Here is a 24,916-nt window from a genome sequence, read left to right as displayed (position 1 = left end):
GCGCTCGTTTAGCAGGCGGCAGCGGTGCGGAAAACCCGCGCAAATCAGGGGCCTATTCGCTGGGCGGATGGCAGCCTTTCGCTGGTATGCCAGCCATTGCCCGGCCCTGCCTGAATGTGTCATGTAGACTCGGAATTCAATGCGGCGCGCGCGATCCGCGGCGCGGAATCTTGTTTTGACGCGTTTTCTTGCCGCGAACCGGTATCCACTTCGCGGGAAAACGCTCTGGTGCAGAGAGCAGAATTGGCATGAGAAGTTTCCATTTCCCCGGCCGGTCCACGGTCCACGCCCAGAACGCGATGGTGGCGACCTCGCATCCGCTAGCCGCGCTGGCGGCCATCGAAGTGCTGCGCGAAGGCGGCACGGCGGCGGATGCTGCGGTCGCGGGCAGCCTGCTGCTCGGCGTGATCGAGCCGCAATCGACCGGCATCGGCGGCGACTGCTTTGCGCTGATCCAACCGCGCGGCGAGGGCAAGATATCAGCCTATAACGGTTCCGGCCGCGCGCCGAAGGCTGCCAATCCCGACTGGTATCTCGAGCGCAAGATCAATTCCGTGCCGCTGACCTCGGCGCACGCGGTCTCGGTCCCCGGCGTGATCGACGCCTTTGCAACCGTCTTGCGCGATCACGGCAAGTTCGGCTTCGACCGGCTGCTGCAACCGGCGATCAAGGCGGCCGAAGAAGGCTACGTCGTCGCCCCGCGCATCGCCTTCGACTGGAAGAACCAGTTCGAGAAGCTGAAGAAGGGCACCAACACCGAGCGCTATCTGCTGCCGCATGGACAGCCGGCCAAGGCCGGCGACGTCATCCGCCAGCCGGAGCTCGGCAAGACGCTGCGGGCGATCGCCAAGGACGGCCGCGACGCCTTCTACAAGGGCGCGATCGCCGAGGACATCGTCGAGACGCTCCGCTCCATCGGCGGCCTGCACACGCTCGACGACTTTGCCGCGCACACCACCGAGACGACCACGCCGATCGGCACCAGCTACAAGGGCCATGACGTCTGGCAGTGCCCGCCGAACGGCCCCGGCGTCACCGCACTGCTGATGCTCAACATCCTGTCGCGGTTCGACCTCACCAAGTTCGCCCCGCTCAGCGTCGAGCGCTTCCATCTCGAGGCGGAAGCTGCGCGCATCGCCTACATGAATCGCGAGATGCATGTTGCCTCTCCCGAGCACATGAAGATCAACGTCGCCGAGATGCTCGAAAAGGGCTTTGCCGACGAGTACATCAGCAAGATCCGTATGGACGGTATGCTCGACCTGCCGAACGTGGCACCGCCGATGAATCCGTCGACGATCTACATCACGGTGGTGGACAAGGACCGCAACGTCTGCTCGTTCATCAACTCGATCGCGCATTCCTTCGGCTCGGCGATCGTCTCGAACAAGACCGGCGTTCTCCTGCAGAACCGCGCCGGTGGCTTCCGCATCCAGCCGGGCCATCCCAATTGCATCGAAGGCGGCAAGCGCCCGCTGCACACGATCATGCCGGGCCTGCTCACCAAGGGCGGCCGTTCCACGATGTCGTTCGCCGTCATGGGCGGGCAGTACCAGCCGACCGGCCAGACGCATGTGCTGACCAACATGCTCGACTACGGCTTGGACGTGCAGGAAGCCATCGATATGCCGCGCGGCCTGCACTACGAGGGCCAGTATCAGCTCGAGGACAGCGTGCCGGCCGATATCGTCGAGGGCCTGAAGAAGCTCGGCCACAAGACCACCAGCGTGGTCGGTCCGCTCGGCGGCGCCCAGGCGATCTGGATCGACTGGGACAAGGGCACGCTGACCGGCGGCTCCGATCCGCGCAAGGACGGCTGCGCGCTGGGTTACTAGAGCATGATCCGGAAAAGTGTGAAGCGGTTTTCCGAAAAGATCATGCTCAAACAAAGAGCTAAAGCGCGATGACGATTCATCAAAATCTCATCGCGCTTTAGAGGCTGGTCACGTCAGGCCTGTTGCGCTAGACACCTCTCCGCCTCAAACGGAAGGTGCTCCATGCAGCGTTTTCAGCGCGCACTTCTCGCAATCATGTCGGCGCTGGCGATCACGGTGATCGGCGGCGTTTCGAACTATGTCTCCACGGCATCGGCCCAGACAGCAGGAAAAACCATGACCACAGCTTCAGGCTTGCAGATCATCGACAGCACCGTCGGCACCGGCGTCTCGCCAAAGCCCGGCCAGATCTGCGTGATGCACTACACCGGCTGGCTCTACGAGAACGGCCAGAAGGGCAAGAAATTCGACTCGTCCGTCGATCGCAACGAGCCGTTCGAATTCCCGATCGGCAAGGGCCGCGTGATCGCGGGCTGGGACGAGGGCGTTGCCTCGATGAAGGTCGGCGGCAAGCGCACGCTGATCATTCCGCCGCAGCTCGGCTACGGCGCGCGCGGCGCCGGCGGCGTGATCCCGCCGAACGCGACGCTGATGTTCGACGTGGAATTGCTCGCGGTGAAGTGACGGCGCAGCCGTCATTCCGGGGCGGCTCGAAGAGCCGAACCCGGAATCTCGAGATTCTCAGGTGCGCAATTGCGCACCGTAGTTCGATGCTGCGCATCGCTCCGGAATGACTGTGAAGACAAACAAAAAGACCGGCCCTGCGGCCGGTCTTTTCGCTTTCAATGTACTACGCCTTTACTCCGTCGCGCGCTTCGCGGCGTTCGCGGCACGATCGATCGCCTCCTTCGCGGCGTCCTTGGCGTCGCCCATGGCCTGCTGGCCTTTGCCCTTCACTTCCTGGACCACGCCTTCGCCCTTCAGGCGGTCGGAACCGGTGGCTTCACCGATGCCCTGCTTGGCCTTGCCGATCGCCTCATTGCCGGCGCCCTTGATCTTGTCGGTCGTGCTACCCATGAAACTCTCCTTCTAGTTCTATCGCGAAAACAACGCTGCCCTGCTGCGACAGTTCCTATTTTAGTGTGGCTTGCCGTGGCGGCATTGGTTAGCTTGCCGCGCAAGGAACCAACAGAAAGCAAGTCACATGAGCGGCCACGACCACACGCATTCCGATCATGCCCACGATCACGACGATCGCTGGAAGCATGACGGCGTGCGCGTTATTCCCGGCAATCAGCTCGACACGAACGTGCCATCGACGCCTGGCATGGACCGCGCGGCCGCGATCAACTTTGCGCGTGTCGGCGCGCAGAAATTGTGGGCCGGTACGGTGCATATCAGGCCGGACGCGAAGACCGGCGCGCATCATCACGGCCATCTCGAAAGCGTGATCTACGTCGTGAAGGGCAAGGCGCGGATGCGCTGGGGCGAGAGCCTGCAATTCACTGCGGAAGCCGGCCCCGGCGATTTCATCTTCGTGCCGCCCTACGTGCCGCATCAGGAGATCAATGCCAGCCCCGATGAAGTGCTGGAGTGCGTATTGGTGCGCAGCGACGGCGAGGCGGTCGCGATCAATCTCGACATCGAGCCGGTCGAGAAGCCGGAGACCGTGCTCTGGATCGATCCCGTGCACCGGGATCCGAACGAGAAGAAGTAGGTTTGGCGCAAGCCTGCGACAGAACCTCGCGGGACCCTGCGCGAAATAATTCGGAAAGCAATGTCGGGTGGTCGCCGGGCCGACCGTCCTTGGGCAGAACCCGCCCAAGGAGCCTCCGATGCCCAAGATGATCTTCGTCAGCCTGCCGGTGACTGACCTCAAGCGCGCCACCGCCTTTTACGAGGCGATCGGTGCGGCCAGGAACCCGCAATTTTCCGACGACACGACGAGCTGCATGGTCATTTCCGAGACCATCTTCGCCATGCTGACGACCCACGACAAATTCCGCCAGTTCACGCCGCGGCCGATTGTGGACGCGAGGACCGGGAGCCAGGTGCTGCTCTGCCTGTCCGCGGACAGCCGCAAAGAGGTCGACGATATCGTCGGCAAGGCCGAGGCCGCGGGCGGTGCGGCCGATCCGAGCCCGAAGGACGAATTCGACTTCATGTACGGCCGCAGCTTCGAGGACCCGGACGGCCATATGTGGGGTGTGACGTGGGTGGACATGGCGGCCGTCCCTGCGCAACCCGAAATGGCGAACGCCTGATCGAAGCCAGATCGTAGGGTGGGCAAAGGCGCGTGAGCGCCGTGCCCACCCTTCACGTATCGCGCTGTTGGTTGGTGGGCACGCTTCGCTTTGCCCACCCTACGGCATCGAGCCAGCTCTAGTAGTTGATCCGCAGCCCCACGCCGCCATGAATGGTGTTGCCGACGGGCTGCGGGCCGAGCGTGCCGTTGGCGAAGAGGTCGACGATCCAACCCTTCTGCACGCGGAAGCCGAGGCGACCGCCATACTCGAACCAGCCCTGATTGCCGATGGTCGGCACCACGGTGCCGTTGCCGGTGACGGTCGCGACGATGCCGGTGTGGGTGCCGAACGACTGCACCCAGCCGCCATTGATGTTGGCCTCGACATTGCTGCCGTAGAGATGCGTCCACTGGCCGCCGATCTTGACCAGGCTGGTGCGGTCGGTACCGGTCGCAATCGTGGCGTCGAACGGATTGAACGCCGTCGCCGCATCGGTGTAGCCGGAGACGCGCTGCCACAACTGCCAGAACTCGACGGAGGCCGCGACCTCGTCGCGCGGCGACACCCGGCTCATCCAGCCGGCGCGGCCGTAGACCGCGTAGTTCGAGGCGTTGGTCGAGCTCGTGACGCTCACCGGCCCGAGGCTCGTGTTGTAGGTGCGGGTGTAGCGCGCCTTCTCCCAGGGGGTGAGGATGGTGCCGACGTCGAAGAACGGTCGTGACGACCCCCAGTCGGTGAAATCATAGCGCAGCGCAAAGGCGCCGATCGGCGCGCTGGTTATCTTGTAGCCGCCCTCGTTGTAGTGCGTGTAGGCGATGCCGGCCAGCAGCGACAGATTATTGGTGAGCTCCTTGCGGCCATGGACGCCGGCCGAGAACGAGCCCGCCGAACCGAAGGCGCTGATGCAGTCGCTGCAATTGATCTGCTCGTTGACGCCGAGAAGGACGTTACCGAGCACGCGGTTGGTGATCATCTGGTTGAAGCGCTGATTGGCGAGATCGCCGATCGAGCCGCCGCTGGAATCCGCCCCCGTCGGGTTCACCGGATTAGGGTTCGGGTTCGGCGCCGGCGAGGGGGCCGGGCTCGGCGACGGCGACGGGGTTGGCGTCGGCGTCGGTGACGGCGTGGACGTCGGCGTGGATGTCGGCGTTGGTGACGGCGACTGCGCTGCCACGGGACGCATGTCCGCCGCGACCAGCGCCAGCATAGTCACCGCGCTCAGCGTGACGGTGAGGAGGGTACGGCGGAGATTTGCCATGGTCAGCGCCCGCACAGCATGCCGTCGTCATGCACGGCGGGCGTGACGGTGGGCGAGGCGTCGGCATATTGATTGACCGAGCACAGGCCCGGCGACGCACTGCAGGTCGCGGCAAACGTCCACGGCGGGGTGCTGGTCTTGGTGATGGTGACCTTACCGCCGGCCGAGGTGATGACGGCGGTATCGCCGGGCTGGGTGAGCTGGATGCACTGGAAGCTGAGCGTGCAGACCGTGGCGGCGCCGTCCTGCAGCACCACGACGGAGCGGCCGCGCTGCGCCAGGATGTCGAGCGTGGTGCCGCGCACGCCGATCGTGGCGAGCGGCGTCGTGATCTTGTAGGCGGCCTTCTCCGAATGCCCGGTGACGAAGCGGAATGCACCTGATGTCATGCGGATCGCGACGTCGCGATAGCTGTGCTCGTCGTTGAAGACGGTGCGGTCGAGTTTCAGCGTTGCGCTCGGCCCGAGCGAGAGATTGGTGCTGTCGGCCATGACGAAGCGCGCTGCGCCGTCGGCGCCGGTGCGTACGGTCTCGTCGCGCAGCATGCTGTCGCCGACATTGATCTGCGTGGTGCTGGCGGCAACGCGCACGACTTCGTTCTGGACGACCACGGCTTCGCCGACGCGCGTTTGCGCCTGCGCGAGCGGCGTCGCGCAGACGACAGCGAATAACGATGCAGGGAGAAAGACGGAGAGGCGCAGATTCATTTCATAACCGATCGATGTGTCCCGTATCGTACCGGATTACACGCGATTGCGATGTTGTAAAATTATCACAAGCATCGCCGCACGAGCGTTATGCTTAGTGACAGTTGCGGCAGAATGCGTTCAATGCAGAACGCCAAGAATTTTTTATCCGCGGTGACGCTAATTTGCCACGCAAAATATCCCCACAAATCTCGCGTGAATTGGCTTCTGGTCCTGACCTGTCGCGGAGCGCAGTGTTTGCTGTCGCGATATTCCTGATCGCGCATCTCGTGCTGCTGATCGGCGTCACCACGCCGGAGAAGTTCGTCTTCGACGAGGTGCACTATGTGCCAGCAGCGCGGCAGATGCTGGAGCCGGTGCTGCCGAATCCCATGCTCAATCCGATGCATCCGCCGCTCGCCAAGGAGCTGATCGCAGCGTCGATCGCGACGTTCGGCGACAATGCGCTGGGCTGGCGCTATCCCGCGACGCTGTTCGGCGCGCTTGCGATCGTGGCGGTCTATCTCTGCGGTCTCGCGCTGTTCTCCGCGCAAGGAACCGCGATCGCGGCGGCGCTGATCGCGTTTTGCAATCAGATGGTATTCGTGCAGTCGCGGATCGCGATGCTCGATATCTTTGCACTGGCCTTCGGCCTGCTCGCCACCGCGGCCTTCATGCACGGTTTTCGCAAGCAGAAGCCGCATCTGTTGTTCGCGCTCGCGGGCGGCCTGTTCGGACTTGCCGCGGCGTGCAAATGGAGCGGGCTATTTCCGCTTGCCACCTGCATCGCGATCGTCGCGGCGGTGCGGTTGCTGCAATCCTGGCGTGCGGCGTTCGTCGACGCCAAGCCGGTCGACTGGTACCGTCCCGATCTCTGGCCCGATTTCAGGGTGCAGCATTTTGCGCTCTGCTTCGTGGCCTTGCCGGCGCTCACCTATCTCGCGACCTTCGTTCCGCTCCATGGGCTGTCGCCGGTCGAACTGATCGAGGCGCAGCGGCGGATCTTTGCCGACAACACGACGACGGCGATTGCTGGCCACACCTATCAGAGCTCGTGGCCGTCCTGGCCCTGGCTCTTGCGTCCGGTGTGGTTCCTGTTCGACAAGACGGCAGAGGATCGCATCGCCGCGATCGTCTTTCTCGGCAATCCGCTGGTGCTGTGGCCGGCGCTCGTCGCGCTCGCCGTCGTCGCGCGCGACGTGATCGTTGCGCGGCGCTGGGATGCGTTCCTGATCCTGGCGTTTTATCTCGGGCCTTATCTTGCCTGGGCGCTGCTGCCGCGCACGCTCGGCTTCATCTATTATTATCTGCCGGCCGCGACCGCCGCGTCACTCGCGCTGGTCTATGTCTTGCGGCGAGGCAAGCTTCCAGCGTGGCTGTTGTGGGCTTACGTCGGCATCGCGGCGATCGGCTTTGCGATCATGCTGCCGATCTCGGCCGCCTTCGTCGGCACCTCGATGCAGAATTTCAACCGGCTGATGATTCTTCAGAGCTGGATCTGAATGCACGCTATTGGGCATATGTCCTGAAAAAGCTCTAGTTTTGCTTGCTGGAATCAATCGATGTGTGTGGACTGACGCTCGCTGCCGGAATTTGTTGCGGTGCCCGGCGGCGGAGATTTTGCATTGCGAGAACCTGCCAATTTGAACGCTGACTGGCTCCGCGCCGTGGTCGACACCGCCGTCGACGGGGTCATCCTGATCGATGCGGACGGCCGCATTCTGATGTTCAATCCGGCCTGCGAAACGCTGTTTGGCTTTTCCGCCGCGGAAATCATCGGCCAGAACGTCAAGCAGTTGATGCCGACGGCCTATCGCGACGCACATGATGGCTACCTCCAGAACTATCACGCGACCGGGGATCGCAAGATCATCGGGATCGGGCGCGAGGTACTCGGCCAGCGCAAGGACGGCTCGACCTTCCTCATGCATCTTTCGGTCGGTGAAACGAGGCAGGCCGATGGACGCTCGATCTTCGTCGGAATCGTTCACGATCTCACGGAGCGCGAGCGGGTCGAGCGGGTGCTGCGTGAAAGTGCGGCCCGGCTGCGCGCGGTGATCGACACCGCCGTCGACGGCGTGATCCTGATCGATTCCAGCGGCATCATCCAGAAGTTCAATCCGGCCTGCGAGAGGCTATTTCAGTACCGGGCCGAAGAGGTCGTTGGTCAAAACGTCCGCATCCTGATGCCGGAGCCCTACCGGTCCGGGCACGACGGCTACGTCCGCAACTTCCTGGAAACCGACGAGAAGAAGATCATCGGTATCGGCCGAGAGGTGGTCGGTCAGCGCAAGGACGGTACCACGTTCCCCATGGACCTGTCGGTCGGCGAGGCCAAGCAGGACGGCGCGTCGATCTTCGTGGGCATGATCCACGACCTCAGCGAACGCAAGCGCACCGAGGCGCAACTCATCCAGGCCCAGAAGATGGAGGCCGTCGGACAGCTCTCCGGCGGCATCGCCCACGATTTCAACAATCTTCTCACGGTCATCGTCGGCAATGCGGAGCACCTCAGCGAGCAGCTCGCCCCGCGCGCGGATCTGAAGCGGCTCGCCGAGGACATCTGCAGTGCGGGTGAACGGGGCGCCGAGTTGACTCAGCGTCTGCTCGCCTTCAGTCGCAAGCAGCTGCTGCGGCCGGTCGAGACCGAATGCAACCATCTTCTGGATTCGATACACAAGCTGCTGCGGCGGACATTGCGCGAAGACATCGAGATTACCACGCATCTCGATCCCGCGCTGCGGCGGGCCTTCGCCGATCCGGTCCAGCTTGAAGCGGCGATTCTCAACCTCGCCCTCAATGCCCAGGATGCCATGGCGTTCGGCGGTCGGCTCAGCATCAACACGGCGAATGCATCGCTCGACGCCGGCGATCACAACGGGCATCCGGACGTCAGGCCGGGCGAATATGTCGTGATCGCAGTGACCGACAATGGGGTGGGCATGCCCAAGCGCGTGCTGGAACGCGCATTCGAGCCCTTCTTCACCACCAAGGAGGTCGGCAAGGGCTCTGGACTCGGGCTGAGCATGGTCTACGGCTTCGCCAAGCAGTCCAACGGTCACGTCACGATTTACAGCGAGCCGCGTCTTGGAACGACGGTGAGGATCTATCTGCCGGCGGTGGTGGCGAAGACGCGGGACCTCGCGCGACCGGCTGAAGCGCAGGTGGCTCCGAGCGGCTCCGAAACGGTGCTGATCGTGGAAGATGATCCTTTCGTCCGTTCCTATGCGGTCATGAGCCTGGGGGCGCTGGGATACAAGGTCATCGCGGCGGTCGATGGCAAGGAGGCCTTGCAGAAGCTGGCATCGACGTCTCAGGTCGATCTCTTGTTTACGGACATCGTGATGCCTGGAGGCGTCAATGGCTGGGAGCTTGCAGATATCGCGCGCAAGAGGAGGCCGGGACTGCGCGTGCTGCTGACGTCCGGCTATGCCGTCGAAACCCTGGCGGCAAACGGTCATGTCCAGGAGGGAGCCCTGATCCTGGAAAAGCCCTATCGCAAGGCGGAGCTCGCAAGGCTGTTGCGCAAGGCGCTCTCGACGCAGGCGCCTGGCTAGAGCGTTTTCGAGCGAAGTGGAAACCGGTTCGCGTCAGAAAAACGCGTCAAAAAAAGAATTGAGAGCCCCGCTCCGATCCCATCGGAACGGGGCTCTCTCGTGAGCATCCGCCCGGCGCTCTTGCACCAGGCGGATTGAATGCGACGGCTATTTCGATGCCGTCTTGGTGTCCATGTTCACGACCTGGACGCGACGATTGATCGGGTCGGCGCCATTGGCGGTGTCCTTCAGCTTGGTCTTGCCATAGCCGACGGTCACGAGGTCGGTGCCGTTGAGGCCGTAGTTCTGGACCAGGTACTTCTTGATGGTGTCGGCGCGCCGCTCGGAGAGCCCCTGATTGTACTCTTCGCCGCCGATCGCATCGGTGTGACCTGCGACCACGAAGGTCGAGCCCTTGAGCGCCGGATCGGAGAGCGCCTTGCCGAGCGCCTGCACCGACGGCACCGAGGTCTTGGCGATGTCGGCCGAGTTGTAGTCGAACTGGATCTCCAGATCGATTTTCGGCTTGCTGGCGGCAAGTTCGGCGATCTGTTCACGCTCTCCGGTCGACAGCGAGCGCGTCGGGCGGTTGCGCACGGTGTTGAGGAAAGTGGATTCCTTGGCCTGCACCGCCGGATCGGCCTGCGGACCTGCGGACAGGCCGCGGGTCACCGGCGCCTTCGGCTTCAACGCATCCAGGATCTGGCCCGACGTCACGTTGTCGCCGGCCAAAGCCAGGCCCGCCGAGAGAGAGAGTGCGGCCGTCAAGGTAATCGCCTTCAGTCCAAAGAACTTATCGAAATGGGTCATTGTCGTATCCTCGCTGTAACGCCTGATGGCGATTTGATGCTGCGAGCCTAGGCCGGGTTCAAATGGCCAGATGTGATGCGGATCACATTCAAAAATGGTCCGATTTCCAAGCGCATTTTGGCGCCGAAGCCGGTCACGATCCAAGCGCCTGTTCGGTTAACGGCAGTTGGCCTGCCGCCAGTGCAACATTCCGCCGGTCGGGAAGCGGGGCTGTCACTTTCAGCACCGAGAGCAGGGCTCGGATTCTGTTACGCGTTTTCGAAGCAATGCTTGCGGCCCGCATCATGCTCGCTGGACTCGCCGCCCCGGCGGGTACATTCTCGCTGCCATTGCTCGTCACCAGCCGATTGTTGCCGCTGCACAATGCAGCCCGAAGAGCAGACGTCGCAGCGTCTTCCAGCTTGGTTCGAGCAGCAGAAATCCCCGAGTGATCCAGATCACATCGCATTTTCGTGGACTGGGTCAAATTGCATCCATCGGATCGGATCCGAGGGCAGCGAGGAAGTTTGATCAGGGGAGAATGATCATGCGCTTCTTGATCGCAGCAATTTCAGTCGCAGCATTTCTGGTCAGCGCGAACGCAGCTTCTGCCGACAAGCGCGTCGCCTTCGTGGTCGGCAACGCCGCTTACAAGAATGTCCCGCAGCTTCCCAACCCCGCGATCGATTCCAAATCGATGGCCAGGGTGCTGCGCAATGTCGGCTTCGAGGTGGTCGAAGGTGCCAATCTCACCCGCGACGCCATGACGGCAAAGCTCCTGGAATTCGGCAAGAAGAGCGAAGGCGCCGATGTCGCCGTGTTCTTCTATGCCGGCCACGGCATTGCCGTGAATGGCATCAACTACCTGTTGCCGATCGACGCCGATTTGAAATCCGAGATGGACGTCAAGCTGGGTGCGGCGATCAATGTCGACGTCACGCTCGATCAGACCATGGCGGATGCGAAGGTCAAGCTGGTGTTCCTGGATGCCTGCCGTGACAACCCGTTCGCGGCAAAGATCCGCTCGGCCAAGGCCACGCGCACCGTCAGCGTGCAGACCGGCCTTGCCGAGATGAAGTCGGGCGAGGGCACGCTGATTGCCTTTGCGACCGGCCCCGGCCAGACCGCACTCGACGGCGAAGCTGGCACCAACAGCCCGTTCACCCGCGCGCTGGTCGCCAACATTGCCCAGCCCGGCGTCGAGATCCAGCAGGCGATGACCAAGGTCCGCGCCCAGGTCAGTGACGAGACCAGCAAGGGGCAATTGCCCTGGGGCCATACCAACCTCACCGGCAACGTCTATCTCAATCCGGTTGGAGTGCCGGCCACGGCCGAGACCTCGAACCCGTCGGCGTCGGCTGCGACCAAGCAGAGTTCCGACGTCGAGTTGGAGTTCTGGCGCTCGATCAAGGATTCCAACAAGGTGGAAGAGCTCAACGCCTATCTCACCAGCTATCCGAACGGCACGTTCAAATCGATCGCACTGGCCCGCATTGCGGTGTTGCAGGATGGTCCGTCCACCGCCACCCGCAACCTTTCGACCGGGATCGATCCGGCGACCTTCACTGACGAAGCCAATCAAGTGTCCGAAGACCAGATCGGTCTCGACAAGGGCCTGCGCCGCGACGTGCAGCGCCGCCTCACCGGGCTTGGCTTCGACGTCAAGGCGACCGGCAAGTTCGACGACGAGACCCGTTCCGTGATCAGGCGCTGGCAGGCCGCACGCGGCTATCCCGCCACCGGCTACCTCAACAAGCTCCAGCACAAGGCGCTGCTGTCCGAGATCGTCTCTGCCCGCACCGCCTCCTCCGACTCGGCGGACGATGAGCCAGCGCGCCGCCGGTCCTCGGGTGGCAGTGGTCGGCGCTACTATGGTAGCGGCGGCGGTGGCGGTGGCGGGATGGGCGGTCCCGGCGGCCTGCTCGGTGGCATGATGGGTGGATTGTTCGGCCGCCGCTGAGAAGCGAAGGGCGAAGCAGAGGCGGTCCTCGGCATGAGCCGCCTTATTCGCCTCAGAAACCTTTGCTAACCGTTTGTCGCAAAGCCGTCGCCTGAAGGCCAGCGTGCGAACAACAAATCGGCCAGAAGCGCGCCTAGCAAAATTGGCCTGACAGGAAACGTAACGCAGAGAGGGAGCCGGGTTTCATCCAGTGCCAAGGCCGAGTGAGTATCAGTTCAATCGTGGTGGCCTGCCGGATCGGACAGCTTCCCAGAGTTCAATGCCCGTCTATATCGGCGCAGCCATGATTGCGATTGCGATCCTGCTGTCGACGCTGATCACAGGCGTCGCCAACCGCTATGTCGGCGTCGAAGGCCCGACCGAAGAGAATATGTGGCTGGTCGATCGGCTGACCGGCAGCGTCTATCGCTGCCAGGCTGCGGAGCGCGGCAAGGCATCCTGCGAGGGCGACATGGCCACGGGCAGCGTCGGTGACAGGGTCAAGGCGCCAAAGACGGGGCGCTGACGCAAACTTCGCACCGCAGCAAAGAAAATATCCTCTCCACGAAACATTCCGGGCGGAGAATGCGTAGTTGCGAATGCCGGCATGACGCCGGTTTCGTTTTACGGAGGAGACGTTTCCGATGAAGTTTTTGCTGACCGCCGCAGCCTTTGTCGCGTTCACCCTGTCGCCTGCATCCGCCGCGATGATGGCGTGCACCAAGGACAACATGGTGAAATCCGCCGCCATGATGACCACCACGGCGGATACGCCGGCCAAGATGGCCATGAACAAGGAGATGTCCATGGCCAACACCGATATGAGCAAGGGCAACATGCGCGGCGCCTGCATGCACTACATGAAGGCGCAGAAGGCGATGGCGTCGAAATAGTCGCCGCTCGCACGACCCGGCCGCGCTGTCAGCAACTGGCAGCGCGGCTTTTTCTTTGGCCTCTCCTCGCGCGAATCCCGCTACATTGCGTCTTGCAATGTCCCGCGCGCCAAAACCTCTCCCGCTCACCAAGACCCAAGGCCGGCAGATCTGGCTGCGTGCGCAGCGGCTGGATACGCGCGCGCCGTTCGGGGAGGGGCCGCAGGCGGTCGCCGATGCCGTTGCCCATCTCGGCTATGTGCAGATCGACACCATCAACGTGATCGAGCGCTGCCATCACCATATTCTGTTCAGCCGTATTCCCGCCTATCGTCGCGCCGACCTGCAGCAGGCCCAGAGCGCCGACAGAAGCGTGTTCGAATACTGGACCCATGCGCTGTCCTACGTGCCTTCAAGGGACTTTCGTTTCTTCCTGCCGGCGATGCGCGAGCACCGGCGGGACGGACACAAATGGTACGCATCGGTGACGCCGGCCGACACGCGCAAGGTGATGCGGCTGGTTCGCGCCGGTCCGCTCACGATCCGCGACATCGAGGACGACGTGCTCACCGAGAAGGAGCATTTGTGGCAGAGCCGAAAGCCCTCGAAGCGGGCGCTGCAGCTTGCCTTCTACACCGGCGTCGTGACGATCAGTGCCCGCCAGGGCATGCTCAAGACCTATGAGCTGATGACGCGCCATTTCGGCTGGGACAAGCCGCCGAAACCGGCCTCAGGCACCGAGATCGCAAACTATCTGCTCGATCGCGCGCTGCGGGCGCAGGGTGTGATCAGTCTGGATTCGATCTGCCATCTCGACGCGCCGAGCAAGCCGGCCGTGCGTCGCGCCATCGCAAGCCGCATCCGCCGCGGCGCGCTGGTGCCCGTCGCGCTCGAGGGTAGCGGCAAGCAGGAGCATTGGGCCGAGCCCGCCGCACTCGAGGCGAGCGGCGAGGGCGTGCCGTCCGATCTCGTACACATCCTCTCGCCGTTCGACCCGCTCATCATCCAGCGCAAGCGCACGCATCTGTTCTTCGACTATGAGCATCTGTTCGAGGCCTATGTGCCGAAGGCAAAGCGCAAGCTCGGCTATTTCGCTCTTCCCGTGCTGGTCGGCGACGAGGTTGTCGCCGCGCTCGATCTCAAGGCCGACCGGCAGAACAAGAAGCTCTTGATGCAGAAATGGAATTGGGTCGGGCAGGGCAGGAAGACCGCGGCGCGCAAGGAATTGAAGCGCGTGATCGAGGAGGAGCTCGATCGTTTCGAACGGTTTCAATTGGCGGATTGAGCGGTTCGAGGCTGCGAGGACTCGTAGGGTGGGTTAGCCTCGTGGCTGCGCGATGCGCAATCCGCGCGGCGTAACCCACCCTACGCACGACGCATCGCGGCGAGACGGTCGATCCAAACTCCGACTAAAATGCCGATCGCGTAAGCTGCGATATTCCACAGCGAGAAGATCCTTCCGAGCAACAAGGCGCCCGCCGTGGTGAGCCTGAACGCGTCGAGCCACGGTGCATGCACGAGGCGAGAAAGCTCGACCACGATCGCGATCGCCATCGCAGCCATGGCAATCTGCATCCGCGTCAGGCGCGGCAGCAGCACGCCGACGAGCAGGAAGACCATCGTCGCCCACAACAGTGAGCCACCATATTTCACGACGAAGGCGGGGAGTCCGAGCGGGAAGCCATACCAGCGCAAGGACAGGCCGCAGGCGATCACGACGGCGGCCAGGGCGGCGCGCACCAGCGAGCTCCGTAACGGCGCTATCGATTGGCCTGCCCTGCCCATTGCTCGCTCCCCCGTGCCTCACCCTCATAAGCGGGAACCCCCGTCAATTCCCTCCACTATACATTAACGCTCACGTTTTTCTGATGACTGACGATTATTGACTTTTATCAGTGATTACTCGACATTCCACAGCACGCAGCCGCAGGGAGTGTCCTCCAATGTTCGTCCGGTCGATTTTGTCGAGCTATTCTAGGCTCTTGGCAGGTGCCTCGCTGGCCCTGATGGCCGTTGCGCTGGCTGGGTGCAATGATACCGTCGCCCAGAAAGCCGAGCCGCCGCGGCCGGTTCTGGTCGCCACCGCCCATTTCGAGGCCGAAACGCCGGAACGCAGCTTCGTCGGCACGATTCGGCCCCGGATCGAGAGCGACCTTGGCTTTCGCGTCGCCGGCAAGGTGGCCAAGCGCCTGGTTGAGGTCGGCCAGACCGTCGAGGTCGGGCAGGCGCTTGCGACCTTGGATGAGGTCGACCTGAAACTGCAGGCCGAGCAGGCCGTGGCCGAGCAGACCGCCGCGACCGGCGTGCTGGCGCAGGCCGCCGCCGCCGAGCAGCGCGCCAAGGATCTGCGCGCCAAGGGCTGGACCACCGACGCCCAGATGGATTCGAGCCGTGCCGCAGCCGATGAGGCGCGTGCGCGGTTGAACCGGGCCGAGCGCTCGGTCGAGCTGACCAAGAATTCCCTTTCCTACGCGACGCTCGTTGCCGACGCCCGTGGCGTCGTCACCGCAACGCAGATCGAGCCCGGCCAGGTGGTTGCCGCAGGCCAGGCTTCGATCCGTGTCGCCCGCTTTGCCGAGAAGGAAGCGGTCGTCGCGGTCCCTGAGACGCTGGTCGGACGCGCCAAGTCGGGCGCCGCCAGCGTCACTCTTTGGTCGGAACCGAACAAGAAGTACGTCGCAAGGCTGCGCGAGATCGCGCCGACCGCCGATCCCGCGACGCGTACCTATCTCGCAAAATTTTCGCTGCCCGAAGCCGACGACAAGGTCGCGCTGGGCATGACGGCGACGCTGACGCTGACGGACGCCGCAACCGAGCGCGTCGCACGGCTGCCGCTGTCGGCGCTGTTCAACGAAGGCGGCAAGCCCTCCTTCTATGTCGTCGACGACAACGGCGCGGTGACGCTGAAGCCGGTCACGGTGAAATCCTACGAGAGCAACGACGTCGTCATCACCGGCGGCGTGGAGGAGGGCGCCAAGATCGTCGCTCTCGGCGTGCAGAAACTCGATCCGAGCCAGAAGGTGCGGGTCGTCTCGTCTCTGTCTTTTTAATTTGGTCATTCCGGGACGCGCGTTAGCGCGAACCCGGAATCTCGAGGTTCCGGGTCTGGTCCTTCGGACCATCCCGGAACGACAAGGAAAAGAGTTACTCCTGCGAGTGAGTTTCCGCTGTCCGCGCAAATGCGGCGGCAGAAGCGGCGAAGCGATCCAGAACCTGCCCAGCCCCCTGGATCGCTTCGCTTCCTCGCAAGGACTGATACGTCAGGGCTGGTCGTCTGAGTTTTGGCAATTGGGTCATCCCCGGAGAGTGCGATGAAGCGCTTCAACCTTTCGGCCTGGGCGGTCAGCCACCCCACGCTGGTGCTGTTCCTGATGGTCATGCTCGGCGTCGCCGGTTTCTTCTCCTATGAGAAGCTCGGCCGCGCCGAAGACCCGTTCTTCACGGTGAAGGTGGTCAACGTCTCCGTGATCTGGCCCGGCGCAACCGCGCAGGAGATGCAGACCCAGGTCTCCGACCCCATCGAGAAGAAGCTCCAGGAACTGCCCTATTTCGAGAAGGTGCAGACCTACTCCAAGCCCGCCTTCACCGCGATGCAGGTGACGTTCCGCGACAACACGCCGGCCAAGGACGTGCCGTATCTCTTCTATCTGCTGCGCAAGAAGCTCGCCGACGTGCAGGGCCAGTTGCCGCAGGGGATTCTGGGTCCGGTGGTCAATGACGAGTTCTCCGACGTCGATTCCATTCTCTACATGATGACCGGCGACGGCGCCGATTATGCCCAGCTCAAGAAGACCTCGGAGGGATTCCGCCAGCGCCTGCTGAAGGTGCCCGGCGTGACCAAGGTCGACGTCTACGGCAACCAGGACGAGCGCATCTTCGTCGAATTCTCCCACGCCAAGCTCGCCACCCTCGGCATCACGCCGCAAGCGTTGTTCGATTCGCTCGCCAAGCAGAACAATGTGACCCCCGCAGGCACGGTCGAGACCTCCTCGCAGCGCGTGCCCTTGCGCGTCACCGGTGCGCTCGACGGCGTCAAGGCGGTCGCGGAAACCCCGGTCGAGAGCAATGGCCGCGTGTTCCGCCTCGGCGATATCGCCACCGTCACCCACGGCTATGTCGATCCGCCGAGCTTCGTCGTGCGCCAGGAAGGCAAGCCCGCGATCGGCATCGGCGTCGTCACCGCCAAGGGCGCCAACATTCTCGAGCTCGGCAAGGAGGTCGAGAAGGCAACCGCCGAGTTCATGAAGGCCGTGCCGCAGGGCATCGAGGTCAATCTGATCGCCGACCAGCCCAAGGTGGTCGAGCACGCCGTCGGCGAGTTCGTGCACTCCTTCGTCGAGGCGCTCGCGATCGTGCTGTTCGTCTCCTTCCTCGCACTCGGCTGGCGCACCGGCATCGTGGTCGCGCTGTCGGTGCCGCTGGTGCTCGGCATCGTCTTCATCGTCATGAACACGATGTCGCTCGACCTGCATCGCATTACGCTGGGAGCGCTGATCATCGCGCTCGGCCTGCTCGTCGACGACGCCATCATCGCGGTCGAGATGATGGTGGTGAAGATGGAGCAGGGCTGGGATCGCGTCCGCGCGGCCTCGTTTGCCTGGGAATCAACTGCGTTTCCGATGCTCACGGGAACGCTGGTCACGGCCGCTGGCTTCCTCCCCATCGGCTTTGCCAATTCGGCGGTCGGCGAATATGCCGGCGGCATCTTCTGGATCGTCGCGATCTCGCTGGTCGCCTCCTGGTTCGTGGCGGTGATCTTCACGCCCTATATCGGCGTCAAGCTGCTGCCCGACATGAAGGGGCATGCCCACCACGATCCGCATGCGGTCTATGAGACCCGCATGTATCGCGGCCTGCGCGCCATCGTGCAGTGGTGCGTCAACCACCGCATCACGGTGGTGGCGGCGACCGTCGGCATCTTCATTGCCTCGATCGTCGGCTTCGGCCATGTCCAGCAGCAGTTCTTCCCGCTCTCCGAGCGTCCCGAGCTGTTCTTCCAGCTTCGCCTGCCCGAGGGCACCGCCTTCAATGTCACCGAGAAGTCGGTGAAGAAGGCCGAGACGCTGCTGAAGGACGACAGGGACATCGCGACCTATACCTCCTATGTCGGCCAGGGGTCGCCGCGCTTCTGGCTCGGCCTCAATCCGCAGCTCCCGAACGAGGCTTTCGCCGAGATCGTCATCGTCGCCAAGGGCGTCGAGGCGCGCGAGCGCATCAAGGCCAAGATCGAGACTGCCGTGGCTGACGGCATGCTGAGCGAAGCGCGCGTGCGCGTCGACCGCTTCAACTTCGGTCCGCCGGTCGGCTTCCCCGTGCAGTTCCGCGTCATCGGTCCCGATGCCAACAAGGTGCGCGAGATCGCCTACCAGGTTCGCGACGTCATGCGGCAGAACAAGAACGTCAAGGACGTGCAGCTCGACTGGAACGAGCAGTCGCCCTACCTCAAGCTCGTCGTCGACCAGGATCGCGCCCGTGCCATGGGCCTGACCCCGCAGGACGTCTCGCAGGCGCTGGCGATGCTGATCTCCGGCGCGCAGGTCACGACCGTGCGCGACGGTATCGAGAAGGTCGGCGTGGTTGCCCGCGCGATCCCGTCCGAGCGTCTCGACCTCGGCAGTGTCGGCGATCTCACCATCACCTCGCGCAACGGCGTCGCGGTGCCGCTGCAACAGGTGGCCAAGATCGAATACGCCCACGAAGAACCGATCCTGTGGCGGCGTAACCGCGACATGGCGATCACCGTGCGCTCCGACGTCGTCGACGGCGTGCAGGCGCCCGACGTCACCAGCCAGATCACGCCGAAGCTGCAGCAGATCAAGGACTACCTCGAGCCGGCCTACCGCATCGAGCCGGGCGGCGCGTTCGAGGAGTCCGCCAAGGGCAACGCCTCGATCTTCGTGCTCTTCCCGCTGATGGTCATGGTGATGCTGACGCTGCTGATGATCCAGCTGCAGAGCTTCTCGCGCCTGATCCTGGTGTTTTTGACCGCGCCGCTCGGCATCGTCGGTGCCTCGCTCGGGCTCAATGTCGCCAACCAGCCGTTCGGCTTCGTGGCGCTGCTCGGCCTGATCGCGCTCGCCGGCATGATCATGCGCAACGCGGTCATCCTGGTCGACCAGATCGAGACCGACGTCTCCCATGGCCTGACCCGCGGCGAAGCGATCGTGGAAGCGACCGTGCGCCGCGCGCGTCCGGTGGTGTTGACCGCGCTCGCCGCGATCCTCGCCATGATCCCGCTGTCGCGCTCGGCCTTCTGGGGCCCAATGGCGATCACCATCATGGGCGGCCTGTTCGTTGCCACCTTCCTGACGCTGCTGTATCTGCCGGGCCTCTACGCCCTGTGGTTCCGCAAGAGCCTGGACGAGGCGGGCACGCCCGAGCAGCCGGCCGCTGCACCGCAGCATGGGAGCGATGCCGAAACTGCATTTCCGCTTGCTGAGGCCGCTGAATAAATGAAGAGTGACGACTGACGAGTCCTGACAGATGGCATTGATTTCGGAACATATCGAAAGCGACACCCGGGAGCGCATCCTCGAGGTGGCCGAGCGGCTGTTCCGGCAGATCGGCTATCAGAAGACGACCGTCGGCGACATCGCCAAAGAGCTCCGGATGAGCCCGGCCAATGTGTATCGCTTCTTCGAATCGAAGAAGGCGATCCACCAGGCCGTGGCGCGGGACTTGATGGGCGAGGTCGAGCTCGAGGCACGCCGGATCGTGGCGCAGCCCGGCCCGGCGCGCGAACGCTTCCGCAGTCTGCTCACCACCGTCAACCGCATGAACACCGAGCGCTATGTCGGTGATTCCAAGCTGCACGAGATGGTCGAGATCGCGATGCAGGAGGACTGGGACGTCTGCGTGGTCCATATCGAGTGCATCGCCTCGATCATCGGTGAGGTGATCGCCCAGGGCGTGGCGTCAGGCGAGTTCGAGGCGCCCGACCTGCCATTGGCCGCACTTTGCACGTGTACGGCCATGCTCCGCTTCTTCCACCCGCAGATGATCGCCCAGTGCGCGACCAAGCCGGGCCCGACCATCGATCAGATGATCGATTTCGTCATTGCGGGTCTGTCGCCGCGCCACTGACGGGCTGCGGAATTTTTCCTATAAGCAGCTCCGCCGTCATTCCGGGGCGGTCCTTTAGGACCGAACCCGGAATCTCGAGATTCCGGGTTCGGTCCTAAAGGACCGCCCCGGAATGACGAGAGTTGTGGCGGCAAGACGGATCAACACACTCCGTCATTGCGAGCGCAGCGAAGCAATCCAGAATCCCACCGCGGGAACAGTCTGGATTGCTTCGCTGCGCTCGCAATGACGATCAGGGGAAGACCAGCGTGACCGAGAGAGACCTGCACTATTACGAGCCGGCCAAGGGCCACGGCCTCAAGCACGATCCCTTCAACGCCATCATCGCGCCGCGGCCGATCGGCTGGATCTCGTCCCGCGATCCCAACGGCCACGTCAACCTCGCGCCCTACAGCTTCTTCAACGCCTTCTGCTACACCCCGCCGATCATCGGCTTCTCCTCCACCAACTGGAAGGACACGGTCGGCAACATCAAGGCGACCGGCGAATTCGTCTGGAATCTCGTCACCATGGACCTGGCGAAGCAGATGAACGCGACCGCCGCCCACGTCGCCCCCGAGGTCGACGAATTCAAGCTCGCCGGCGTGACCGCGATCCCGAGCAAGCTCGTCAACGTGCCGCGCGTGGCCGAGAGCCCGGTGGCCTTCGAATGCAAGGTCTCGGACATCGTCCGCCTCAAGAGCGCCAGCGGCAAGGAAGCCGATGCCTGGCTGACGCTCGGCGAGGTCGTCGCCGTGCACATCGACAAGGCCATGATCAAGGACGGCGTCTACCAGACCGCCGCCGCCCGCCCCATCGTCCGCGCCGGCCGCCAGGGCGACTACTTTGAGATCAAGCCCGAGAACATGTTCTCGATGGTCCGGCCGGATTAGTCCCCAAGCCTCTCCTTCCTGTCATTCCGGGGCACGCGAAGCGTGAGCCCGGAATCCATTGGGCCGCAATATCTGCGGTGAAATGGATTCCGGGCTCGCGCCATTCTGGCGCGCCCCCATTGCGCACTTGCGCAATGTGGAATGACGGTGCCGCCGGAACTGCGCCCACACCCCCGCCGTTATCCTCAGCGGGGGGCCGCCCGGCCGCGTCAAATTCGCTGTTTTTTGCCAGCGAAGTCTTCACTTCTCGCAGCCAGTTTCCGCTAAAATGAGGGCGATCCGCGCCGCCGTTTCATGAGGTCACCGCCATGAGCTTCCGCCGCGACACCATCACCAAGCCGATCTTCGCTCTCGCCCGCGGCGCCTTGCCCGCGATGTCCGACACCGAACGCGAGGCGCTGGAAGCCGGCGACGTCTGGTGGGACGCCGACCTCTTCACCGGCAACCCCGACTGGTCAAAACTTCTGGCGATTGCGCCCGCGACGCTGAGCGGCGAGGAAAAGGCCTTCCTCAACGGCCCTGTCGACGAGCTCTGCGCGATGCTCGACGAGTGGAAGATTTTTTGGGAATGGCGCGACCTGCCGCAGGAGGTCTGGGCCTTCATCAAGCGCGAAAAATTCTTCGGCATGATCATCCCGAAAGAATTCGGCGGCCTTGGCTTCTCGCCCTATGCGCATTCGGAAGTGGTGCGGAAAATCTCGACCCGCTCGATCGCGGCCGCCGTCACCGTGATGGTGCCGAACTCGCTCGGGCCCGGCGAATTGCTGCTGCGCTTCGGCACCAAAGAGCAGCAGGAGCGCTGGCTGCCGCGCCTCGCCGATGGCCGTGACATTCCCTGTTTTGGCCTGACCAGTCCGGAGGCGGGTTCGGATGCCGCGTCGATGATCGACACCGGCATCATCTGCAAGGGCAATTTCGAGGGCCGCGAGGTGCTTGGCCTCAGGCTCAACTGGCACAAGCGCTACATCACGCTCGGCCCGGTCTCCACGTTGCTCGGCCTTGCCTTCAAGGCCTATGACCCCGATCATCTCGTGGGCACCCAGGAAGAGCTCGGCATCACCGTGGCGCTGATCCCGACAAACCTTCCGGGTGTCGAGATCGGTCATCGCCATCTGCCGGCGATGCAGGTGTTCCAGAACGGCCCGAATTGGGGCCGCGACGTCTTCATCCCGCTCGACTACATCATCGGCGGCAAGGAACGGCTCGGGCAGGGCTGGAAGATGCTGATGACGGCGCTCGCCGCCGGCCGCGGCATCTCGCTGCCGTCGCTGTCGGCCGCGGGCGCGGCCTATGCGGCGCGCACCACCGGCGCCTATGCCCGCATCCGCGAGCAGTTCGGCATCTCCATCTCCAAATTCGAGGGCGTCGAGGAGCCGCTCGCGCGCATCACCGCAACCGCCTATCAGCTCGATGCGGCGCGGCGGCTGACCTGCGCCGCGCTCAATGCCGGCGTTCATCCCGCCGTCATCTCCGGCATCATGAAATTGCACGCGACTGAGCGGATGCGCGTTGCCGTCGACGACGCTATGGACATCCATGGCGGCAAGGCCGTGATCGACGGCCCGCAGAACTACATGGGCAATCTCTATCGCGCCGTCCCGGTCGGCATCACGGTCGAAGGCGCCAACATCCTGACCCGCAATCTCATCGTGTTCGGGCAGGGCGCGATCCGTGCGCATCCCTATCTGCTGGAGGAGATGAACGCGCTCGCCGATACCGATCGCGAGCGCGGGCTGATCGCCTTCGACGCCGCGTTCTGGAAGCATGTCGGCCACAGTTTCAAAACGCTTGGCCGCGCCTTCGTTCGGAGCTGGACTTTTGGCCTGTTCGCGCCGGCGCCGGATGCGGGTGATGCGACAAGATTCTATCGCCAGCTCTCGCGCTATTCAGCGGCCTTCGCGCTCTGCGCCGACATGGCGCTGCTCACGCTCGGCGGCGCGCTGAAGCGCAAGGAGATGCTGTCGGCGCGTTTTGGCGACATCCTATCCGAGCTCTATCTGCTCTCCGCAGCGTTGAAGCGCTGGCACGACGAGGGACGGCAGAAGGAAGACTTTGCCGCGCTCGAATGGTGCATGGCGAACGGCTTCAAAACCATCGAGGTCAGGTTTGCCGAGATCCTTGCCAATCTGCCGAACCGCTTCGTCGCCGTGATCCTGAAGCTCGTCGTCCAGCCGTTCGGCGCCCGTGTGCTTGGCCCGTCCGACCGCGTCGTGCACCAAACTGCCGAGCTCGTGCTGGAGCCGTCGGCTGCGCGCGAGCGGCTGACGCCGGATCTCGCCCATGTCGACGACGGCGGCGGCTTTGCCCGGCTGGAGCATGCGTTCAAGCTGGTCGCGCAGACCGACGAGATCGCAAAGCGCCTGCGCGCCGCGCGCATCCACGACTGGAAGGACGGTGTCGGCAGAGGCGTGATCACGCAGGCCGAAGGCGAAAAGCTCGCTGCCGCCCGCGAGGCTGTCGCAAAGGTGATCGAGGTCGACGATTTCGCGCCGGACGCGCTGTCGCCGATTTACAAGAAATCCGCCGACGTGCATCAGTTCTTCCAGGAACTCGGTGAACAGAGGGCGGCGAGCTGATGGCACGACCTGTCTTTATCGTCGACGGCAGCCGGACGCCGTTCTTGAAGGCGCGCTCCGGCCCGGGACCGTTCACGCCGGTCGATCTTGCCGTGCAATGCGGCCGGCCGCTGCTGGCGCGGCAGCCGTTTGCGCCTGATGCCTTCGACCAGGTCATCCTCGGCTGCGTCAACGTCATCGCCGACGAAATGAACCCGGCGCGCATCGCCGCGCTCCGGCTCGGCATGGGCGAGGACATGGTCGCCTTCACCGTGCAGATCAATTGCGGCTCCGGCATGCAGTCGATCGACACCGGCTACCGCTACATCAGGGAAGGCCATGCCGATCTGATCCTCGCCGGCGGCGCGGAGGCGCTGAGCCATGCGCCGCTGGTCTGGCCGAACAACGGCGTGCGCTGGTTCGCGGGGCTTGCCACCGCCAAAGGCATCGGCGCCAAGATCGCAGCGGCGCTCAAGGTGCGTCCGAGCTACCTCAAGCCGGTGATTGGTCTGGAGCGCGGGCTCACCGATCCCATCACCGAGCTGAACATGGGCCAGACCGCCGAGGTCGTCGGCCATATCTTCGGCATTTCGCGCGCACAGTCTGATGCGTACGCAGCCGAGAGCCATCGCCGCCTCGCCAATGCGCAGGCGCAGGGCTGGCTCAAGGGCGAGGTCGAGACCGCGTTCTCCCGCGACGGCAAATTCTACGATCATGACGATGGCGTGCGCCCGGACTCCACGGCTGAATCCCTCGCGAAGCTGCGGCCGGTGTTCGAGCGGCCCTGGGGACAGGTCACCGCCGGCAACTCCTCGCAGATCACCGACGGCGCCTCCTGGGTGATCCTCGCCTCCGACGCAGCCGTGGCAAAGCATCATCTGACGCCGAAGGCAGTCATCGTCGACAGCCATTGGGCCGCGCTCGATCCCAGCATCATGGGGCTCGGTCCCGTGATGTCGGCGACGCCGCTGCTCACGCGCAACGATCTCACCGTCAAGGACGTCGAGACCTGGGAATTGAACGAGGCTTTTGCAACGCAAGTGCTCGGCTGCCTCGCGGCCTGGAACGACGACAAATTCTGTCGCGAGATCTTGAAGCTCGACGGCGCCGCCGGCGAAATCGACCGCGACAAGCTCAATGTCGACGGCGGCGCGATCTCGCTTGGTCATCCCGTCGGCACATCAGGCAACCGCATCGTGCTGCATCTCGTCAATGCGATGAAGCGGCTCGGCACGAGGCGCGGGGTTGCGACCGAATGTATCGGCGGCGGGCTTGGCGTCGCCATGCTGATTGAGGCGGTGTGAC

Annotated in this window: 21 protein-coding genes; 16 read left to right on the top strand and 5 right to left on the bottom strand. The window is 63.7% G+C overall.

What is annotated here, in order from left to right; translation table 11 throughout:
* Positions 1–248: 248 nt before the first annotated feature.
* Positions 249–1,835: a gamma-glutamyltransferase gene (ggt, locus tag KUF59_RS34485; RefSeq protein ID WP_258767673.1), complete on the top strand. Its 1,587-nt coding sequence runs from the start codon at positions 249–251 to the stop codon at positions 1,833–1,835.
* Between the two features lie 162 nt (positions 1,836–1,997).
* The gene (locus KUF59_RS34480) at positions 1,998–2,459 is read left to right on the top strand and encodes an FKBP-type peptidyl-prolyl cis-trans isomerase (RefSeq protein WP_212461813.1); all 462 of its coding nucleotides are present in this window, start codon (positions 1,998–2,000) and stop codon (positions 2,457–2,459) included.
* Positions 2,460–2,633: 174 nt separating this feature from the next.
* On the opposite strand, the gene KUF59_RS34475 is transcribed toward KUF59_RS34480, so the two are convergent.
* Positions 2,634–2,852 carry a CsbD family protein gene (locus KUF59_RS34475; RefSeq protein WP_212461812.1) on the bottom strand — a complete coding sequence of 73 codons (219 nt, stop codon included), beginning with the start codon at positions 2,850–2,852 and terminating at the stop codon, positions 2,634–2,636.
* Between the two features lie 127 nt (positions 2,853–2,979).
* Here KUF59_RS34475 and KUF59_RS34470 point away from each other — a divergent pair, with 127 nt between their 5' ends.
* Both KUF59_RS34470 and KUF59_RS34465 read left to right on the top strand, forming a co-directional pair.
* Positions 2,980–3,492: a cupin domain-containing protein gene (locus KUF59_RS34470; protein WP_212461811.1), complete on the top strand. Its 513-nt coding sequence runs from the start codon at positions 2,980–2,982 to the stop codon at positions 3,490–3,492.
* Positions 3,493–3,610: 118 nt separating this feature from the next.
* Entirely contained in the window at positions 3,611–4,039 is a 429-nt protein-coding gene (locus KUF59_RS34465; RefSeq protein ID WP_258767672.1) for a VOC family protein, read from the top strand.
* A gap of 118 nt (positions 4,040–4,157) precedes the next feature.
* On the opposite strand, the gene KUF59_RS34460 is transcribed toward KUF59_RS34465, so the two are convergent.
* The gene (locus tag KUF59_RS34460; protein WP_258767671.1) at positions 4,158–5,279 is read right to left on the bottom strand and encodes a hypothetical protein; all 1,122 of its coding nucleotides are present in this window, start codon (positions 5,277–5,279) and stop codon (positions 4,158–4,160) included.
* A 2-nt stretch (positions 5,280–5,281) separates the two neighbouring features.
* Positions 5,282–5,986, bottom strand: a complete 705-nt coding sequence (locus KUF59_RS34455; RefSeq protein WP_212461808.1) for a FecR family protein — start codon at positions 5,984–5,986, stop codon at positions 5,282–5,284.
* Positions 5,987–6,219: 233 nt separating this feature from the next.
* On the opposite strand from KUF59_RS34455, the gene KUF59_RS34450 reads away from it, so the two are divergent.
* Entirely contained in the window at positions 6,220–7,467 is a 1,248-nt protein-coding gene (locus KUF59_RS34450; RefSeq protein WP_408918049.1) for a phospholipid carrier-dependent glycosyltransferase, read from the top strand.
* A 123-nt stretch (positions 7,468–7,590) separates the two neighbouring features.
* Positions 7,591–9,522 (top strand): hybrid sensor histidine kinase/response regulator, encoded by a 1,932-nt coding sequence (locus tag KUF59_RS34445; RefSeq protein WP_258767669.1) that lies wholly within the window; start codon positions 7,591–7,593, stop codon positions 9,520–9,522.
* A gap of 147 nt (positions 9,523–9,669) precedes the next feature.
* On the opposite strand, the gene KUF59_RS34440 is transcribed toward KUF59_RS34445, so the two are convergent.
* Positions 9,670–10,311: an OmpA family protein gene (locus KUF59_RS34440; RefSeq protein ID WP_212461805.1), complete on the bottom strand. Its 642-nt coding sequence runs from the start codon at positions 10,309–10,311 to the stop codon at positions 9,670–9,672.
* A gap of 526 nt (positions 10,312–10,837) precedes the next feature.
* Here KUF59_RS34440 and KUF59_RS34435 point away from each other — a divergent pair.
* From KUF59_RS34435 to KUF59_RS34420, 4 genes are all read left to right on the top strand, one after another.
* Positions 10,838–12,250: a caspase family protein gene (locus KUF59_RS34435; protein ID WP_258767668.1), complete on the top strand. Its 1,413-nt coding sequence runs from the start codon at positions 10,838–10,840 to the stop codon at positions 12,248–12,250.
* Between the two features lie 259 nt (positions 12,251–12,509).
* A complete protein-coding gene (locus KUF59_RS34430) occupies positions 12,510–12,755 on the top strand; it encodes a hypothetical protein (protein ID WP_212461802.1) in 246 nt (81 codons plus the stop codon).
* Positions 12,756–12,873: 118 nt separating this feature from the next.
* On the top strand, positions 12,874–13,122 hold the full coding sequence (locus KUF59_RS34425) for a hypothetical protein (RefSeq protein WP_212461801.1): 249 nt from the start codon (positions 12,874–12,876) through the stop codon (positions 13,120–13,122).
* Between the two features lie 97 nt (positions 13,123–13,219).
* Positions 13,220–14,386: a winged helix-turn-helix domain-containing protein gene (locus tag KUF59_RS34420; RefSeq protein WP_258767667.1), complete on the top strand. Its 1,167-nt coding sequence runs from the start codon at positions 13,220–13,222 to the stop codon at positions 14,384–14,386.
* 80 nt (positions 14,387–14,466) lie between these two features.
* On the opposite strand, the gene KUF59_RS34415 is transcribed toward KUF59_RS34420, so the two are convergent.
* Complete coding sequence (locus KUF59_RS34415) at positions 14,467–14,886, bottom strand: ribosomal maturation YjgA family protein (protein ID WP_212461799.1); 420 nt, start codon at positions 14,884–14,886, stop codon at positions 14,467–14,469.
* 158 nt (positions 14,887–15,044) lie between these two features.
* On the opposite strand from KUF59_RS34415, the gene KUF59_RS34410 reads away from it, so the two are divergent.
* The 6 genes from KUF59_RS34410 to KUF59_RS34385 all read left to right on the top strand — a co-directional run bounded on the left by KUF59_RS34410 (position 15,045) and on the right by KUF59_RS34385 (position 24,915).
* Positions 15,045–16,151 carry an efflux RND transporter periplasmic adaptor subunit gene (locus tag KUF59_RS34410; protein ID WP_258767666.1) on the top strand — a complete coding sequence of 369 codons (1,107 nt, stop codon included), beginning with the start codon at positions 15,045–15,047 and terminating at the stop codon, positions 16,149–16,151.
* Positions 16,152–16,412: 261 nt separating this feature from the next.
* Positions 16,413–19,553 (top strand): efflux RND transporter permease subunit, encoded by a 3,141-nt coding sequence (locus KUF59_RS34405; RefSeq protein WP_258767665.1) that lies wholly within the window; start codon positions 16,413–16,415, stop codon positions 19,551–19,553.
* 31 nt (positions 19,554–19,584) lie between these two features.
* Entirely contained in the window at positions 19,585–20,184 is a 600-nt protein-coding gene (locus KUF59_RS34400; protein WP_258767664.1) for a TetR/AcrR family transcriptional regulator, read from the top strand.
* A 248-nt stretch (positions 20,185–20,432) separates the two neighbouring features.
* Positions 20,433–21,056 (top strand): flavin reductase family protein, encoded by a 624-nt coding sequence (locus KUF59_RS34395; protein WP_212461795.1) that lies wholly within the window; start codon positions 20,433–20,435, stop codon positions 21,054–21,056.
* A 308-nt stretch (positions 21,057–21,364) separates the two neighbouring features.
* Positions 21,365–23,632 carry an acyl-CoA dehydrogenase gene (locus tag KUF59_RS34390; RefSeq protein WP_258767663.1) on the top strand — a complete coding sequence of 756 codons (2,268 nt, stop codon included), beginning with the start codon at positions 21,365–21,367 and terminating at the stop codon, positions 23,630–23,632.
* A complete protein-coding gene (locus tag KUF59_RS34385; RefSeq protein WP_258767662.1) occupies positions 23,632–24,915 on the top strand; it encodes an acetyl-CoA C-acetyltransferase in 1,284 nt (427 codons plus the stop codon). Before KUF59_RS34390 ends, KUF59_RS34385 begins: the two co-directional genes overlap by 1 nt.
* The last annotated feature ends 1 nt before the right edge of the window (position 24,916 follow it).

The sequence above is a fragment of the Bradyrhizobium arachidis genome, from assembly GCF_024758505.1.
GTDB classification, from domain to species: Bacteria; Pseudomonadota; Alphaproteobacteria; order Rhizobiales; family Xanthobacteraceae; genus Bradyrhizobium; species Bradyrhizobium manausense_C.
Note: the sequence above shows the minus strand (reverse complement) of the source record. Positions and strands in the feature narration are given on the sequence as shown.